This window comes from Dietzia lutea (assembly GCF_003096075.1).
Lineage (GTDB): Bacteria > Actinomycetota > Actinomycetes > Mycobacteriales > Mycobacteriaceae > Dietzia > Dietzia lutea.
In genome coordinates this window covers 2,103,122-2,120,623 of record NZ_CP015449.1, presented here as the reverse complement: position 1 = coordinate 2,120,623, position 17,502 = coordinate 2,103,122, and the positions used below count along the sequence as shown (strand labels likewise).

General features: G+C 71.5%; 11 protein-coding genes. 7 read left to right on the top strand and 4 right to left on the bottom strand.

The annotated features are described in order from the left end of the window. Positions 1-58 precede the first annotated feature (58 nt). From A6035_RS09645 to A6035_RS09635, 3 genes are all read right to left on the bottom strand, one after another. Entirely contained in the window at positions 59-3,946 is a 3,888-nt protein-coding gene (locus A6035_RS09645) for a multifunctional oxoglutarate decarboxylase/oxoglutarate dehydrogenase thiamine pyrophosphate-binding subunit/dihydrolipoyllysine-residue succinyltransferase subunit (RefSeq protein WP_108849190.1), read from the bottom strand. A 129-nt stretch (positions 3,947-4,075) separates the two neighbouring features. Continuing rightward, positions 4,076-4,762 carry a hypothetical protein gene (locus A6035_RS09640; protein ID WP_108847610.1) on the bottom strand — a complete coding sequence of 229 codons (687 nt, stop codon included), beginning with the start codon at positions 4,760-4,762 and terminating at the stop codon, positions 4,076-4,078. A gap of 85 nt (positions 4,763-4,847) precedes the next feature. After that, positions 4,848-6,182: a D-arabinono-1,4-lactone oxidase gene (locus tag A6035_RS09635; RefSeq protein WP_200836325.1), complete on the bottom strand. Its 1,335-nt coding sequence runs from the start codon at positions 6,180-6,182 to the stop codon at positions 4,848-4,850. 143 nt (positions 6,183-6,325) lie between these two features. Here A6035_RS09635 and A6035_RS09630 point away from each other — a divergent pair, with 143 nt between their 5' ends. The 5 genes from A6035_RS09630 to A6035_RS09610 are packed head-to-tail and all read left to right on the top strand — an operon-like array spanning position 6,326 to position 12,805. Then, the gene (locus A6035_RS09630; protein ID WP_108847609.1) at positions 6,326-6,964 is read left to right on the top strand and encodes a TetR/AcrR family transcriptional regulator; all 639 of its coding nucleotides are present in this window, start codon (positions 6,326-6,328) and stop codon (positions 6,962-6,964) included. Then, positions 6,957-8,153, top strand: a complete 1,197-nt coding sequence (locus A6035_RS09625) for an alanine racemase (RefSeq protein ID WP_159149338.1) — start codon at positions 6,957-6,959, stop codon at positions 8,151-8,153. The genes A6035_RS09630 and A6035_RS09625 overlap by 8 nt, the downstream gene beginning before the upstream one ends. Then, complete coding sequence (locus A6035_RS09620; protein ID WP_108847608.1) at positions 8,150-9,484, top strand: M20/M25/M40 family metallo-hydrolase; 1,335 nt, start codon at positions 8,150-8,152, stop codon at positions 9,482-9,484. Before A6035_RS09625 ends, A6035_RS09620 begins: the two co-directional genes overlap by 4 nt. Continuing rightward, positions 9,481-10,722 (top strand): MFS transporter, encoded by a 1,242-nt coding sequence (locus tag A6035_RS09615; protein ID WP_108847607.1) that lies wholly within the window; start codon positions 9,481-9,483, stop codon positions 10,720-10,722. The genes A6035_RS09620 and A6035_RS09615 overlap by 4 nt, the downstream gene beginning before the upstream one ends. A gap of 55 nt (positions 10,723-10,777) precedes the next feature. Further along, positions 10,778-12,805, top strand: a complete 2,028-nt coding sequence (locus A6035_RS09610) for a DEAD/DEAH box helicase (protein WP_108847606.1) — start codon at positions 10,778-10,780, stop codon at positions 12,803-12,805. 31 nt (positions 12,806-12,836) lie between these two features. Here the strand turns inward: A6035_RS09610 and A6035_RS09605 are convergent, their stop codons facing one another. After that, positions 12,837-13,550: an HNH endonuclease family protein gene (locus A6035_RS09605; protein WP_108849187.1), complete on the bottom strand. Its 714-nt coding sequence runs from the start codon at positions 13,548-13,550 to the stop codon at positions 12,837-12,839. 243 nt (positions 13,551-13,793) lie between these two features. Here A6035_RS09605 and A6035_RS09600 point away from each other — a divergent pair, with 243 nt between their 5' ends. After that, entirely contained in the window at positions 13,794-16,727 is a 2,934-nt protein-coding gene (locus tag A6035_RS09600) for a DEAD/DEAH box helicase (protein ID WP_244192404.1), read from the top strand. Beyond that, positions 16,724-17,476 carry a hypothetical protein gene (locus A6035_RS09595; RefSeq protein ID WP_108847605.1) on the top strand — a complete coding sequence of 251 codons (753 nt, stop codon included), beginning with the start codon at positions 16,724-16,726 and terminating at the stop codon, positions 17,474-17,476. Before A6035_RS09600 ends, A6035_RS09595 begins: the two co-directional genes overlap by 4 nt. Positions 17,477-17,502 lie beyond the last annotated feature (26 nt).

Below are 17,502 nucleotides of genomic sequence, written 5' to 3'. Positions count from 1 at the left end.
CATGAGAACGGGGCCCGGCCGCCATCGGCGGCCGGGCCCCGTTCCCGGTCCGGGTGGATCAGCCGAACGCCTCGTCCACCAGAGCCTTCTGCTCGACGGCGTGGACCTTGCTCAGGCCGGTCGAGGTGGCGGCCATCGGGCGACGCGAGACCCGCTTGAGCGGCGGGAAGTCGTCGATCCGCTCCGGCAGCGCGAGCGCGAGGAAGCTCCACGCGCCCTGGTTGGCCGGCTCCTCCTGGACCCAGCGGACCTCGGTGAGGTTCGGGTAGTGGTCCAGCGCCTCGCGCATGCGGCGGTGGGGGACCGGGTAGAGCTGCTCGAGGCGGACGATCGCGATGTCGTCGCGGCCCTCCTTCTCCTGACGGGCGGCCAGCTCGTAGTAGAGCTTGCCGGACACCAGCAGCATGGTCTTGACCTCGCCCGCGTCCTTGGACCCGTCCGCGAACGTCGGATCATCGAGGACCGACCGGAACTTGCCGGAGGTGAAGTCCGCGATCGCGCTGACGGCCTTCTTGTTGCGCAGCATCGACTTGGGCGTGAAGACCACCTGGGGGCGCTTGATGCCGTCGGTGGCGTGGCGGCGCAGGAGATGGAAGTAGTTCGCCGGAGTCGACGGCTGGGCGACGGTCATCGAGCCCTCCGCGCACAGCTGGAGGAACCGCTCGATGCGACCGGACGTGTGGTCCGGGCCCATGCCCTCGTGGCCGTGGGGGAGCAGCAGGGTGACCGAGGACTTCTGTCCCCACTTGGCCTCACCGGACGAGATGTACTCGTCGATGATGGTCTGCGCACCGTTGACGAAGTCGCCGAATTGCGCCTCCCAGAGCACGAGCGCGTCGGGGTCGCCGACGGAGTAGCCGTACTCGAATCCGACGCCCGCGTACTCGGTGAGCGCCGAGTTCCACACCTCGAAGCGGCCCTCGGCGTCCTCGAGGTTCTGCAGCGGGGAGTAGGGCTGGGAGGTGGTCTTGTCGACCACCACCGAGTGCCGCTGCGTGAAGGTGCCACGCTGCGAGTCCTGGCCGGCCATGCGGACGGTCTTGCCCTCACGGACGAGCGAGCCGATCGCGAGGAGTTCGGCGAAGGCCCAGTCGATGTTGCCGTTGTAGGCCATCTTCTGACGGGCCTCGTACACCGGCTTCACGCGCGAGTGGATGTGGAAGTCCTCCGGCAGGTTGCCGAAGGCGTCGCCGATCGCGTGGATGACCGACTCGTCCACCGCCGTCACCAGGCGCTTGGGCAGCGGCTGGTTGGGCAGGATCGACTCGGACGCCTTGACTGGGTGCTTCTCGAGTTCGCGGACCTCGTTGAAGACGCGCTCGAGTTGGCCCTGGAAGTCGCGGAGGGCGTTCTCCGCCTCCTTCTCGGTGATGTCGCCACGACCGACGAGATCCTCGGTGTAGGACTGGCGCACGCTCTTCTTGCCGTCGATCACCTCGTACATCCGCGGCTGGGTCATCGACGGGTCGTCGGCCTCGTTGTGCCCGCGACGGCGGTAGCAGACGAGATCGATCACGACGTCCTTCTTGAACTGCTGACGGAAGTCCATCGCGAGGCGGGCGACCCGCACGCACGCCTCGGGGTCGTCGCCGTTGACGTGGAAGATCGGCGAGCCGATCATCTTGGCGACGTCCGTGGCGTACTGGCTGGAGCGGCCGGCCTCGGGGGCGGTGGTGAACCCGATCTGGTTGTTGACCACGATGTGGATCGTCCCACCGGTGCGGTAGCCGTCGATCTGGGAGAGGTTGAGCGTCTCCGCGACGACACCCTGGCCGGCGAACGCGGCGTCACCGTGCAGCATGAGCGGCACGACGGGGTACTCGGCGCGCCACTCCGGGTCCTCGATGAGGTCCTGCTTGGCGCGGACGATGCCCTCGAGAACCGGGTCGACCGCCTCGAGGTGGGACGGGTTGGCCGTGAGCGAGACCTTGATCTCGTTCTCGCCGAACATCTGGTACTGGATGCCCTCGGCGCCGAGGTGGTACTTCACGTCGCCCGACCCGTGCGCGGCCGAGGGGTCCATGTTGCCCTCGAACTCGGTGAAGATCTGGCGGTAGGGCTTGCCGACGATGTTGGCGAGCACGTTGAGGCGACCGCGGTGCGGCATGCCGATGACGACCTCGTCGAGGCCGAACTCGGCGGCCTCGTCGATGACCGCGTCCATCATGGGGATGACGGACTCGGCGCCCTCGAGGGAGAATCGCTTCTGACCGACGTACTTGGTCTGCAGGAAGGTCTCGAAGGCCTCGGCGGCGTTGACCTTGGACAGGATGTACTTCTGTTCGGCGACGGTCGGCTTGTCGTCGACCCCCTCGATGCGCTCCTGGATCCACTGGCGCTGCTCGTTCTCGAGGATGTGGGTGTACTCGATCCCCATCTTGCGGCAGTAGGCGGCGCGCAGCGCGGCCAGCACGTCCCGCAGACGCATCTTGTCCTTGCCGACGAATCCACCGACGGAGAACTTGCGGTCGAGGTCCCACAGGGTGAGCTCGTGCGAGTTGACGTCGAGATCCGGGTGGAAGGTGCGGCGCCGCTGCGCGTGCTTCCCGTCGAGCGGGTCGATGTCGGCCATGAGGTGGCCGCGATCGCGGTACGCGGCGATGAGCTCGAGGACGCGGGCGTCCTTGTCGACGCGGGGATCGGTGATGTCCTGGCGCCACCGGACGGGCTCGTACGGGATGCCGAGGACGTCGAAGATCTCGTCGTAGAACTCGTCCGCGAGGAGCAGGCGGTGGATCTCACGCAGGAACTCGCCGGACTCTGCGCCCTGGATGATCCGGTGGTCGTAGGTCGAGGTCAACGTGGTGATCTTGCCAACGGCGTTCTTGGCCAGCTGCTCCTCGCTGGCACCCTGGAACTCGGCGGGGTACTCCATGGCGCCCACACCGATGATCGCGCCCTGTCCCACGGTCAGGCGGGGCACCGAGTGCACGGTGCCGATACCGCCCGGGTTGGTCAGCGAGATGGTGACGCCCGAGAAGTCGTCCATCGTCAGCTTGCCCTCGCGGGCGCGGGCGACGATGTCCTCGTAGGCGTCGAGGAAGCCGCGGAAGTCGAGCGCCTCACAGTTGCGGATGGCCGCGACCACGAGCGAGCGACCGGCCTTGGTCTTCATGTCGATGGCCAGTCCGAGGTTGATCCCCGCCGGGGTGACGGCGTGCGGCTTGCCGTCGATCTCCTCGTAGTGGTTGTTCATGTTCGGGTACACCTTGATGGCCTGCACCATCGCGTACCCGATGAGGTGTGTGAAGGAGATTTTCCCACCGTGCGTGCGCTTGAGGTGGTTGTTGATGACCATCCGGTTGTCGATCATCAGCTTGGCCGGGACCGCGCGGACAGAGGTCGCGGTCGGCAGCGAGAGCGACGCGTTCATGTTCTTGACGATCGCGTTGGCCGCCCCGCGCAGCGCCTTGGTCTCCGTCTCCTGAGGGGGCGCGTACTGCGGCCGGGAGGGCTTGCCGACCGCGGGCTTTTCAGACTTCTTACTCGTCTCCGCGGCGCCTCCGGGGGCGGGTACGCCCTCGCCACGCGCCTTGCGACGGGGTGACGCGTCGGCGTCGGGCTTGGCCGCGACGTCTTCGGCGGACGCCGTCGGCATGACGTCGTCGACGGTCAGTTCCGAGGCCTTCTTGCCCGACTTCGCCGAGGACTCGGACTTCGCGGGGGCGGCCGTTTCGTTCGCCTTGTCGGCCTTGCCAGCCTTGTCCGCCTGCTTCGACGTCGCACGTGTCTCACCGCCGGATCGCGCCCGGTCTCCGGCCCCGCCCGATCCGCGCGGGGCGGTGCCGTTGGTGGAGCCGGACCCGGAGGAGGAGGCGGCCTCCGGGTTGGCCTTGAAGAACTCGTGCCAGGACTCGTCCACAGAGGACGGGTCCTTGGCGAACCGCTCGTACATCTCGTCTACGAGCCACTGGTTCTGTCCGAACTGTGAGACGTTGTTGCTCACGATCTTGTGGTGCCTCTCTGGTTCTGTGGTGGGTTTCACACGTCGATGGATCCAGGCTAGACCGTCTGCCCGATCGGGGCTTTCCGATCTCACCTGACAGGGGGATGCCACTCGCCCGTCACCGTGGGTTCATGGGGTGGGCCAGGCCGTCGGTGGCGCGCCGAAGGTCGCGTCGGCGGTGTCCACGACCGTCCGTCCGAGGCGCCGGTTGCCCCAGCCGCCGACCGCCGCCCCGAGCCCTGCGGGCGCGAGCTTGCCCACGGCCAATCCGGCGCGCTTGACGGCGAACTTGCGGACGAAACGACTCAGCATGCGGCGGTTGATCTCCTTGAGGCCGGGCACGTGCAGCGACCTGCTCGCCAGCGAACCCGCGCCGCCGGACGAGCCGACCGCGTTGGCGAGGATCGCGGTCCCCGACGCGCCGAGCATCACGGTCATGACAAGGAGTTCCTCGTGCTCGCCCTCGCGGACGTCGATGCCGTGGACCTCCGCCACCGACAGCGTGTAGAAGGCGGCCGCCTCCAGGAACACGAGGGACTCCGCGCCCACCGCGCCGAAGGCGACGATCGTGCCGATCCCGGGGACGGCGGCCGTGGCCCCCACGGCCGCACCGGAGGCGGTGACGGCGGAGAGGAAGCGGGCGTCGAGGCGCTCGCGGATCCGCGCGGGCGTCTCGTCGGGGTGCGCCCGGCGGAGCTGGCGGACGTGGGCGCGGGCGGCGCCCGCCTGACCTCGGATCGCCCGGCGCAGTGCGGCAGTCACCACCCCCGCGGCGGGTCCGGAGACGTCGGCTTCTGCGGGGACGCGGTCGGGCACTGGTCACTCACTCCTGGGGGTCGTGGTGGGCGGTCGGCTCGGGCCGCTCGTGCCACCACGGTACGCAACCCGGGGCGGGTCGCGCCTAGGGCAGCACACGTTCTGTGTATTCGTTGCCGAAGAGTCGATCGGGGTCGAGTCGGTCGCGCACCGAGACGAAGTCGTCGAAGCGCTCGACCATGGTCGACAGGTCCGCGGCGGTCCGGGTGTGCATCTTCCCCCAGTGCGGTCTCCCGCCCGACGCGAGGAAAATCGACTCGGCCAGTCGGAACAACTCGGTGTGGTCCATCCGATGGTACTGGTGCACGGCGATGTAGCAGACGTCGCGGTGGTGTGCCGTGGACATCCAGACGTCGTCGGCGGCGGCGAACCGCACCTCCACCGGGAACGGCGTGACGACGCCGGACCGGTCGATCGTGTCGCGGAGGTCCCGCAGCACGGCGGAGGCGGCCCCGAGGGGCACCGCGTACTCCATCTCCCGAAACCGCACGCGCCGCGGCGAGGCGAACACGCGGTAGCTGCGATCCGTGAACCCGCGGGCGGACAGCGCCCGCGAGGCGAGGCGGTTGAGCCGGGGCGTCAGCGCCGGCCTGCGCGTCGCGGCGCGGCACAATGCGTCGAACGCCTCGTTGGACAGGAACTCGTCGCTCACCAGCTCGCGGACACGGCCCACGGGGCGGAGCTCCGTGTCGCCGGGCAGGCGGGTGTTGCGTTTGACGGTGATCGCGTCGGTGTGCGGGAACCAGAAGAACTCGGCGTGGTCGGCGGACCGGGCGAACCCCTCCAGATCTTGCAGAGCCGCCGAGAGCGTCCACGGGCGTTCCTCGGCCCGCAGGGCGAAGGCGGGCACGCAACGGATCGTCATCTTGGTGATGATCCCCAGAGCGCCGATCCCGAGACGCGCGGCCTCGAAGACCTCCGGATGCGAGGTCGGCGAGCAGGAGAGGACGGAGCCGTCGGCGGTGACGAGCTGCAGCCCGACGACGGTGGCGGGGAGCCCCTGCGCCCCGCACCCGGTGCCGTGGGTCCCGGTGGACACGGCGCCGGCGAGCGACTGCTCCGCGAAGTCCCCGAGGTTCTGCTGCGCCAACCCGAGGTCCCAGAGCAGCGGGCCGAGGCGGTGCAGGCGGGTCCCGGCCCAGACGGTCACGTCGGCACCGTCGACCCGGCCGGCCGGGTCGCGGGTCGGCACGATCGACTCGATCCCGGTGAGGTCGTCCAGGGACACCAGCACCCCGTCGGTCGTCGCGGCCGGGGTGAAGGAGTGTCCGGCGCCGACACACTTGACCCGGTCGCCACGCTCCGCCGCCGCGGTCACCACGTCGCTCACCTCGGCGACCGTAGTGGGGGCCCGACGCTCCGACGGGGTCGCCAGCACGTTGCCGGCCCAGTTCTGCCAGGGGGCCACCGAGGTCGTCATGGCTGGAGAGAATACCGGCGGGCGGCCGGACCGGGAGCCGTCCTGGACGATCGACCTGAAGATTCGGCGGAGGTCCGGACGGCCGGGGGAGCAGAGGCCTGTTATCGGTGTCTACTCCCTCCTCGCCGTCGTACCATGGACGGGTGACCAGACGACTACCTGCCGATCAGCGCCGGGCGCAGCTCCTCCAGGCCGCGCTGGAGATCGCCGAGCACGACGGCCTGGGGGCGGTGACCGTGCGGGGCGTCGCCGAGCGTGCGGGCGTCTCCCTCGGTGTCGTCCACTACTGCTACACCGACAAGGAGGAACTCCTCCGCGAGGTGATCGGTGCGGTGAACTCCGAGGTCCACCAGGCCGCGCGGGCGTTCGTGAGCGTCGACTTCGATTCGGGCGCTCGCGGGACGGAGGGCCTCCGCCGCCGGCTGTACGAGGCGATCGACCTCGTCTGGGCCGTGATCTCGGCCTCGCCCGACCGACAGCTGCTCACCTACGAGATCGTCTCGTACTCTCTCCGGACCCACGGGCTCCCCGAGGTCGGACTGGCCCGGAACCAGCAGGAGTCCAACGAGGCGATCGTGCGGTCGGTGCTCGAACGCACCGCCGACTCCGCCGGCGTCCGGTGGGGGATGGGCCTCGACGACATGGTGCGGGTGGTGCTCTCGATCATCACCGGCGTCAGCCTGCGCTGGCAGATCTACCGGGACGACGACGAGGCCAACGACCTGTTGCACCGCGCGGTCGACCTCATCGTCCGGGACGCGCGGCCCGCCGACGGTGCGTAGCCCGGCCCGGGCCCACCCGCTCGCGGTCGTCGGCGACCTGGACGCCGCGACGGCCGGCATCGACGCGCCGCTCGCCGCGCTGCACCTGCCGAGTCTGCGGCAGAACCTGCGGGACCTGCGCAGGCGGGCAAAGGGCACCAGGATCCGCATCGCCACCAAATCAGTGCGGTCGCGTGGGGTGCTCCGCGAGGTCCTCGGCGCGGACCTGCTCGGGGACGATGCGGTCCGCGGCGTCATGGCGTACTCGCTCGCCGAGGCGCTGTGGCTCGTCGACTCGGGGTGCGACGACGTCCTCATGGGGTACCCCACCGTCGACCGGGCGACCCTGGGCCGCCTCGGTGCGGACGCGGCGGCTCTCGACTCCGTGACCCTCATGATCGACCACCCACGGCAGCTGGAGATCGCCCGCGAGGCCGGGGCGGGCGGCGCGCGGGTGTGCATCGACGTCGACTCGTCGTTGCGGTTGGGCCCGGTCCACCTCGGGGTCCGGCGATCCCCCCTCCGCGGCCCGGAGGACGTGGCACCCCTGGTGCGTCACGCGACCGGCGAGGGGTTCCGCGTGGTCGGCGCGATGTTCTACGAGGCGCAGGTCGCAGGGGTGCCGGACGACGTCCCCGGGGTCGGCGTGGTCAAGCGTCTGTCGATGCGTCGGCTCCAGAAAGTACGCCGGTCGGTCGCCGAGGTCATCGCGGACATCACCGGCCAGTGGCCGGAGATCGTCAACTCCGGCGGCTCGGGGTCGGTCGCCGAGAGCGCGGCGGCGCCCGCCGTCACCGAGGTCACCGCCGGCTCGGGGCTCTACGTGCCCGCGCTGTTCGACGCCTACCGGTCCTTCACGCCACGGCCGGCCCTGATGTTCGCACTGCCCGCCGTGCGGAGGCCCGGTCCCGGACTGACCGCGTTCCTCTACGGGGGCTACGTCGCCTCGGGCGCACCGGGCGACGATCGCCTGCCCGTGCCCGTCGCTCCGGCGGGGATGAGATACCTCGGCCGGGAGGGCGCCGGAGAGGTCCAGACGCCCGTGCGCGGGGAGGTGGCCATCGGCGGACGTGCCTGGTGGAGGCACGCCAAGGCGGGTGAGCTGTGCGAGCGGTTCGACACGCTGCACGTGGTGGACGAGACTGCTGACGGGCCCGCCCTCGTGGACCGCTGGCCCACCTACCGTGGTGAAGGGAAGTGTTTCGGATGACCGACGCCCACGACATGTCCGACGAGGCCCGGGAGCGGATGCGCGCGGAGGCCGTCTCGATCACGGCCGACCTCGTGGCCATCGACTCGACCAACACCGGCGACCCGGCGACGATCGGCGACGGCGAGACCCGTGTCTGTCGGCGGATCGCCGAGTACCTCCGTGAGGTCGGTATCGACAGCGAGCTCGTGGAGTCGGTGCCCGGCAGAGGCAGCCTGTTCGCACGGGTGGAGGGTGCGGACCCGCAGGCCGGTGGGCTCGTCGTGCACGGTCACGTCGACGTCGTGCCGGCGGTCGCCGAGGACTGGTCCGTCCCGCCCTTCGCGGGGGAGATCCGGGACGGTTGGCTCTACGGCCGCGGGACCGTCGATATGAAGAACATGATCGGCATGATCCTCGCCGTGGTCCGCCACTACCGCCGCGAGGGGATCGTTCCCCGCCGCCCCCTGCTGCTCGCCTTCTTCGCCGACGAGGAGGCGGCCGGCATCATGGGCGCCAAGTGGATCGTCCGCGAGCGCCCCGAGCTCTTCGACGGCATGACCCAGGCGCTCAGCGAGGTCGGCGGATGGTCGGTGCCGGTGGCAGGGCGTCGTCTGTACCCCATCGCGATCGCCGAGAAGGGCGTGGCCTGGGCGAAGGTGACCGCGCACGGTGCCGCCGCACACGCCTCGCGCCCCACGCCCGACAACGCCGTCGCGGCCGTCGCCGGAGCGGTCCACCGCGTCGCCGGCATCGACTTCCCGGTGGAACCCACCGAGGCCAACACCGCGCTCGCCGCGACTGTCGGCCGTATCGCCGGCGGCAGCGGGGACGTCGCGGAGCTACCGGACCGCCTCGAGGTCCTCGGCCACTTCGGCCCGCTCGTCGCCGCCTCCCTGTCGCACACCGCGTCGCCGACCGTCCTCTCCGCCGGGTACAAGACCAACGTCATCCCGACCGAGGCGCACGCCGAGATCGACTGCCGTGTCCTGCCCGGCGGCGAGGAGACATTCCGCGCGGAGGTGGAGCGGGAGCTCGGCCCCGACGTGTCGGTCGAGTGGATCTGGCAGCCGCCCATCGCGGCCCCGGCGGACGCCCCCCTAGTCGACGTGATCGGCGAGGCCGTCCGCGAGTCGGATCCGGACGCACTGGTGGTGCCGTACCTTCTGCCGGCCAGCACCGACAACAAGCATCTCGCCGAGCTGGGGATCGACGGATACGGCTTCGTCCCGCTGCGCGTACCCGACGAGTTCGACGTGTTCGGACACTTCCACGCCGTCGACGAACGGGTGCCCGTCGACGCGCTGCACTTCGGTGCCGACGTGCTCGCGCGCGTCCTCCGGTCGGCGTGAGGGGTACGACGCAGGACCGCCACGCCGCGCGGTCCGCGCCGCGGACCCGCCTTCCCGCGGACATCTGGGTCCTCGTCGTGGCCGCGTTCGCGGTCGCGATCGGGTACGGACTCGTGGCGCCGGTGCTGCCGCAGTTCGCCCGCGACTTCGACGTGTCCGTCGCCGCCGCCTCGGTCGTGGTCAGCGCCTTCGCCTTCTTCCGACTGGTGTTCGCGCCCGCCGGCGGGTTCCTCGTGGACCGGATGGGCGAACGCTGGGTCTACATGACCGGCCTGCTCATCGTCGTTGTCTCCACCCTGGCGACCGGCCTGGCGCAGTCCTACTGGCAGCTTCTGGTCTTCCGCGGCCTCGGCGGCCTCGGATCCACGATGTTCACCATCTCCGCGATGGCGCTGTTGACGAGGCTCTCACCGCCGGGCGAGCGGGGACGGATCGCCGGGCTCTACGCGACCGCGTTCCTCATCGGCAACATCGGCGGGCCCGTGCTGGGCGGACTGCTGGCGGAGTTCGGGATGCGCGTCCCGTTCTTCGTGTACGCCGGAACCCTGCTCGTGGCGACCGGTGTGGTGGCCGTCTTCCTGCGCGGGGGTCGTCGACGCTCACCCGATGACGACACTCCCGAGCAGGAGCCACTGCTCGTCGGCGAGGCGTTGCGTCACAGCGGCTACCGTGCCGCGCTGATCTCCAGTTTCGTCAACGGCTGGACCTCGTTCGGGGTCCGTGTGGCGATCATCCCGCTGTTCGCCGCGGCAAATTTCGATGCCGGCGCCGGCATCGCGGGTACCGCGTTGGCATCCTTCGCCGTCGGCACGGCCTCCGTGGTCTCGGTGGCGGGCAGACTGTCGGACCGTTTCGGGAGACGGCCGATGGTGATCATCGGTCTCGTCGTCTCCGGCGTCACGACCATTGCCCTCGGGTGGTGCGACACCGTTCCGCTCCTCGTCGCGGCGTCGGTGGTCGCGGGCATGGGCGCGGGAATCCTCAACCCGGCGCAGCAGGCGGCGGTGGCCGACGTCATCGGCGCCGACCGCGCCGGCGGCAAGGTGCTGGCCACGTTCCAGATGGCGAGTGACTCCGGGGCGATCCTGGGCCCCGTGGTCGTGGGTCTGGTGGTGGACCGGTTGGGCTACGCGACGGGTTTCGCGGTCTCCGGCGTCCTCCTCCTGGCGGCGGTGGTGCCCTGGGTCGTGGCCAGGGAGCCCCGGCAGGCGGCCGACAGGGTGACCGCGGGGGAGTGACCTGCGCAAGCCGTGTCGCTCAACAGACCTCGCAGGCCGTAGCATGTAAGGCCTCATGGAGAACAACGACGAGGACCGTACCGCCACCGCCGGCGACGAGGTCGACACCGACGCCAGCACGCCCGAAACGCCCGCAGCCGCGCCCGCCGGATCCCGCGACGACGCCCCCCGCGACGAGGCTCCCGCCGAGGACGCCGCGGTCACCTTCGCGGACATGGGTCTCGCGCCCGCCGTCGCGAAGGCGGTCCGGGACGTCGGCTACGAGGTGCCGTCCGCCATCCAGGCGGCCACCATCCCGCTCGTCCTCGAGGGACGGGACGTCGTCGGGCTCGCCCAGACCGGTACCGGTAAGACGGCCGCGTTCGCGCTGCCCATCCTCTCGCTGATCGACCCGGCGGTGAAGAGCCCCCAGGCTCTCATCCTGGCGCCGACCCGCGAGCTCGCGCTCCAGGTCGCCGAGGCGTGCGTCACCTACTCGGCGGGCATGCCCCAGGTGAACGTCCTGCCCATCTACGGCGGTCAGGCCTACGGGATCCAGCTCTCGGGGCTCCGGCGGGGCGCGCAGATCATCGTCGGCACCCCCGGGCGGGTCATCGACCACCTCAAGAAGGGCACGCTCGATCTCTCGGGCCTGCGGCACCTCGTCCTCGACGAGGCGGACGAGATGCTCGCGATGGGTTTCCAGGAGGACGTCGAGCGGATCCTCTCGGACACCCCGGAGAGCACTCAGGTCGCGCTGTTCTCGGCGACGATGCCGTCCGCGATCCGACGGATCTCGCAGAAGTACCTCACCAATCCCACCGAGGTGAAGGTCGCCTCCAAGACGTCGACCGCGCCGACCATCCAGCAGCGCTACGTCCTGGTCAACCACCGTGACAAGCTCGACGCCCTGACCCGCATCCTCGAGGTCGAGGATTTCGACGCGATGATCATGTTCGTCCGGACGAAGTCGGCGACGGAGGAACTCGCCGAGCGGCTGCGCGCACGTGGTTTCTCCGCCGCCCCCATCAACGGCGACATCCCCCAGAACCTCCGCGAGCGCACCATCGAGGCACTCAAGGACGGGCGCACCGACATTCTCGTCGCGACCGACGTCGCCGCCCGCGGCCTCGACGTGCCGCGCATCAGCCACGTCGTCAACTACGACATCCCGCACGACACCGAGTCGTACATCCACCGCATCGGCCGCACGGGCCGCGCCGGCCGGAGCGGGCACGCGCTGCTGTTCGTCACCCCCCGCGAACGTCGACTGCTGTCCCAGATCGAGCGGGCGACCAGGCAGCCGCTGACCGAGGTCCAGCTGCCCAGTGTCGACGACGTCAACGAGATGCGGATGGCCAAGTTCGCACAGTCGATCACCGAGAGTCTCGACGACCCCAACATCGCGCTGTTCCGCCGCCTCGTGGAGGAATACGCGTCCGAGCACTCCGTCTCGATGGCCGACATCGCCGCCGCACTGGCGACCCAGTCCCGCAACTCGGACGAGTTCCTCATGCGTGAGCCGGAGCGTCCCCAGCGGCGTGAGCGGCAGGACGACCGCGGGGGCGACCGACGCGACCGTCCCGCGCGGAACTTCTCCGACGGGCCGCGGCCGTCGCGCTCGGGCAAGGACATGGCCCAGTACCGGATCGCCGTGGGCAAGCGGAACAACGTCAAGCCCGGTTCCATCATGGGCGCGCTGGCCAACGAGGCCGGCCTCAGCGGCGGTGACATCGGGCGCATCTCGATTCGGTTCGACCACTCGATCGTTGAGCTGCCCGCCGGCCTGCCGTCGGATCAGCTCGAGTCGATGAAGGGCATCCGGGTCGGCGGTGCCGAGATCGACATCCGACCCGACAGCGGTGCGCCGGCGGGACGGCCCTCCTCCTTCCGGGACGACCGGGGTGGGAAGCCGCGCGGCGGAGGCCACCGGCGCGACGACCGCGGTGACCGCGGTGGTTACTCCGATCGCCGCAGCGAGCGGCACGGGGATCGCCGGGACCACCGGCGCGACGACCGGGGCGGATTCCGCCGCGGCGACGACGAGCGTCGCGGCGTCGGAGGGTTCCGGGGGCGTTCCGGGGGCGGACAGGACCGCTACTGACGCGGATTCCCGCCGACACCGGCCTCACGCCTCACCGCGCGGCCGGACACCGGCGGGCGGCGTCGGCGAGGGCCTCGTGATCCGATCTCGTCACGGGTAGCCCGTAGACAGTCGCCGCGGTGAGGTACCGCGAGGCGTAGAAGCAGTGGCGGCCCGGATCCGGTGGGAGCCAGTCGGCCGGGGTGGAATCGCTCTTGCCGGTGTTGACCGCGGCGGTGACGGCCAGCAGGTTGTGGTCGACGTCGTTGGCGAAGGCGGCACGCCGGCTCGGGGACCAGGCCCACGCGCCGAGGTCCCACGCCGCCGAGAGCGGGTAGACGTGGTCGACGTGGATCCCGCGGAGCCCGGTGACGCCCACGTCGACGGTCCGCCCGGTGTACGGATCGACGAGGACGCCACCGGCCCGCTCGCACGGCGACCCGGGCGCCGGGGTCCCCCCGCGCAGGTCACGCGCCAGGACGTCGTGGCGGGTCGAGCACCCGTTGCCCGACCCCGGCGCCTCGGTGGTGTCACTCCAGGCGGGCCCGAACACGCAGGCGGATGCGCCGGTGCACTCACGGTCGTATCCGGGCACCGGTTCGCGGGCGTCCACCACGCGCACCGTCTCGAGCAGTGCGAGCACCACCTCCCTCGGTGGGCTGCCGGGCGCCGAGTCGGGCGGCCGACCCAGATGGGTGACGACGATCGCCGCCACGAGGACCGCCGACGCGAGCGCCAGTGCCCGCGGTGCGAGGGGCGGTACCACCCTCGCGCGCGCCGTGGTGCGCCGACGCGGCGGCGACAAGAGACCGACCGCCGCACGCGCCGGCGACCACAGCCGCACTCTCCGGATCACGGACCGATCCTGACACGGGCCCGGGCACCCGCCGCCCGCGCAGGCGGTGGCGGCGGTCGGCCTGTGGAGACGGACGACCCTGTGGAGGATCCGCGTGTCGTCGCGGGGGCGTGCGCACGGAGCCGTGTCGGACCGGCGTGCTTACATATGGGCGTGACCCCGACGCCCGCCCCCCGCCTCCACGCCGTGTGGCAGTCAGGGGTCGTCGGTCTGTGGTGCGAGACGAGCCTGCGCCGGCCCGGTTCGATCGCCCCCGCGGCCTCGGTGACCGCGGTCGGGAGGGCCGGGGCCCCGCCGGAGGTGGTGGAGCTGCTCGACGGTTTCTCGCTCACCCACCGGATCGCGGTACGGGTGCCCCTCGAGGGCCGGGTCCGCGCGGCGACCGTTCCGGGGATCCGCGTCTCGGTGGCCTCGGCGGTGGACCTGTGCGGGATGGCGGACGTCGCCGACCACTGGGTCGGCCCGGGACTGCGGGCGCTCGCGGCGCTCTCTGCCGGTGTGGCGGCCTTCGTCCGCGCCGGACACGTCGTTCCGACGATGGCGCGGTCGGACGGCGCGTGGCACGCCTCGTGGACCCTCGCGGCCTCACCCGTGGTGTCGGCGTGGGCGGCGGAGAGTCTGAGCCGGTGCCACGGTTTGGTGTCGGACCGCGAGGATCTCGACCGGCTGCTCGCGGCGCTGGCGGATCAGCACGCCCGGATGGCCCTCGCGCCGCTGGCCGCCGACCGGCGCAGCGTACTGGGCATGGCCCTGATCGTCGGGGGAGAGGTGACCTCGGGAGGTCACGCGCTGGCCGAGGCGATCGGGGAGTTCGGTCGCGCGGCGGCGGCGCGCGACGTCGAGGTGGTGTTCCGCGTAGTGGAGCCGTCCGGGGAGGCGGACGCCGACCGGGACGGCGTCGGCGATACCGGGCGGGCCGCCGACCTCGGTGCGGGTGCCCACGGGGACGACCCGACCGGTGCCGCCGCCGACGCGGAGGTCCTGTGGCGGCTGGAGGTCCTGGTGCGCACGGGTACGGACACACTGCGCCCGTTCTCCGACCTGCCGGACACGACCGCGGTCGGCGACGCCGTGCGCGATGTCGTCGACCGGGCGGTGCGCTGCTGGCCGCCCCTGGGCCGCGCCGTACCGGCGGCCGGCAGCCCGGACCTCCTGCTGCCGACCGAGCTGGTGGTGCAGCTCGTCGACGAGGGGGTCGAGGCGCTGCGGGGGCGGGGCGTCGAGGTGCTCCTGCCCCGGGCGTGGACAAGGGTGCGCACCGCCGTGCGTGTCACCGTCGCGGAACCCGGCACGGAGAACGTCGACTCCGGTCGCCGCCTGGGACTGGACCAGCTGGCGGACGTCAACTGGGAGATGGTCGTCGACGACGTCCCCCTCGACGCCACCGAGGTCCGGATGCTCCTGGACGCCGCCTCGGACCTCGTCCGGCTCCGCGGTCAGTGGGTCCGTGCGGACCCGGGAGCCCTCCGGCGCGCGGCCCGCTTCCTCGCGGCCAGGCGTGGCGGGCGGGTCACCGCACCGGCCCTCGCCGCCGCGATGATGTCCGAGGAGGCGGAGGGCGTCGAGATCGAGGCGCCCACGACCCTCGACTGGATCCCCTCGTCGTCGTCGATCCCCGTCGACCTCCCGGCGTGGTTCCGCGCCACCCTGCGTCACTACCAGATCGAGGGCGTGCGCTGGCTGACGGCGCTGGCCCGCGCGGACGTCGGCGCCGTCCTGGCCGACGACATGGGGCTCGGCAAGACCATGCAGGTCCTCGCTCTCACCGCCTCCGAGCACGCCCGCGGCGTGCTCGGTCCCACCCTCGTGGTGGCGCCGCTCACCCTGGTCGCCACCTGGACGCGCGAGGCCGCGACCTTCGCCCCGGATCTGACGGTGTACGTACACCACGGCCCCTCCCGTGAGCGGGGCGACGACGCGGCCGGGCTGCTCGGCGCCGCCGACCTCGTCCTCACGTCGTACGGCACCGCCTCGCGTGACGCCGAGCTCCTCGCCGCGGTGCCGTGGCGCCGACTCGTCGCCGACGAGGCCCAGACAATCAAGAACCCCTCCACCTCGGTCGCCCGCGCGATCGTCTCGATCCCGGCGGAGCACCGGATCGCCCTCACGGGCACGCCGGTCGAGAACCGGCTGGACGAGCTGCGGGCGGTACTCGACTTCGCCAACCCGGGTCTGCTCGGGTCGGCGAGCACGTTCCGCGCGCGCTTCGCGGTGCCCATCGAATCGCACCGCGACGAGGCCGCGGCGTCGCGGCTGCGGGCCCTGGCCGCGCCGTTCGTGCTGCGCCGCCTCAAATCGGATCCCAGGGTGGTCGCCGACCTGCCGGACAAGCAGCACATCAGGGTCGACGCCCCACTGACCCGCGAGCAGGCGACCCTGTACCAGGCGGTCGTCGAGGACATGATGGAGCAGGTCAAGGAGTCGGAGGGGACCGCACGCAAGGGGGCGATTCTCGCCGGGCTCACCGCGCTCAAGCAGGTGTGCAACCACCCCGCCCACTACCTCGGCGACGGGTCCGCGCTTCTGCGCGGTGGCCGCCATCGCTCCGGAAAGCTCGCCGCGCTCGACGAGGTCCTCACGGAGATTCTGGACGCGGGCGAGAAGGTCCTCCTGTTCACGCAGTACCGCGCGTTCGGGGACCTCATCCTGCCCCTGCTCGAGCGGCGGGCGGCCAGCTCCGTGCCGTTCCTCCACGGTGGCGTCACGGCGGCCGGTCGAGCGCAGATGGTCGAGGAGTTTCAGAGCGCGCAGGGGCCGCCGGTGATGCTGGCGTCGCTGCGCGCGGGTGGGACGGGCCTGACGCTGACGGAGGCCAATCACGTCGTGCACCTGGACCGGTGGTGGAACCCGGCGGTGGAGAACCAGGCGACCGACCGCGTGCACCGGATCGGTCAGACACGGCAGGTCCAGGTGCGCACCCTCGTCGCCCCGGGGACGGTCGAGGACCGCATCGACGAACTGCTCGAGGCCAAGCGGGACCTCGCCGAGCTCACGTTGGGCCCGCTCGCGGGCGCCCTGACGGAACTCGCCGACGCCGATCTCGCCGCGCTGGTGGAGCTCACCGACGAGGGGCGGGACGAGGAATGAGCGGCGGTAAGGGTATCCGCGCGAGGGCGCGCGCCGGCGCGTTCGGCGGGCACATGTGGGGCCGGCGGTGGACGAGCGACCTCGAGTCCGGGGTCACGCGCGGCGAGGCGTACCTCGCGCGCAAGGCCGCGCGCGCCGACAGGGTGCTCTCGCTGGAGCACGCGGGCAGGTCCGTGCGCTGCGACGTCGACGGCAGCCGACCCGAGCCGTTCACCGTCGAGTTCACCTTCGCCCCCCTCGACGCCGCCGACTCGGACGCCCTCCGCACCGCCCTGAGACGCGAGGAGGGCGGGGTGCTCGGCGCGCTCGCGGGGAACTTCTCCGACACCGTCGGGTTCCTCCTCCTCCCGGCGGTCCACGGCGACACCTCCTACTCCTGCCGGTGTCCCGTCCAGCCGGGGCCGTGCCTGCACGTGTTGGCGGCCGCGTACATCATGGTCGAGTGGTGGGACGCCAGGCCGGACGTCATGTTCGCGCTGCGTGGCCTGAGCGCCGAGCACCTCGGCGCCGTCCTGAGGGGAGGGGACGACGACGAGGTGTCCGTCGACCTCGAGGAGGCGCTGTGGGGGACCGAGCCGGTCCTGCCGACGGTGCCGTCCCCGCAGCCGGCCGGACTCGAGGACCTCCTGGACGCGCCCGTCACCCGCAGACTGGCCGCCGCGACGACGAACGACCCCCTCGAGCAGCTGCGGGTCGTGGCCGATCTGGAGGACTTCCTCGACGCGTTCGGCCGGTACCGACCGCGATGAGCGGGCCCGCGCCGACCGTCGTGTCG

Bases quoted from the DNA above. Each gene is read 5' to 3' on its own strand.
- A6035_RS09635 (WP_200836325.1), bottom strand. From the start codon at position 6,182: ATGACGACCTCGGTGGCCCCCTGGCAGAACTGGGCCGGCAACGTGCTG.
- A6035_RS09620 (WP_108847608.1), top strand. From the start codon at position 8,150: ATGACCGACGCCCACGACATGTCCGACGAGGCCCGGGAGCGGATGCGC.
- A6035_RS09610 (WP_108847606.1), top strand. From the start codon at position 10,778: ATGGAGAACAACGACGAGGACCGTACCGCCACCGCCGGCGACGAGGTC.
- A6035_RS09595 (WP_108847605.1), top strand. From the start codon at position 16,724: ATGAGCGGCGGTAAGGGTATCCGCGCGAGGGCGCGCGCCGGCGCGTTC.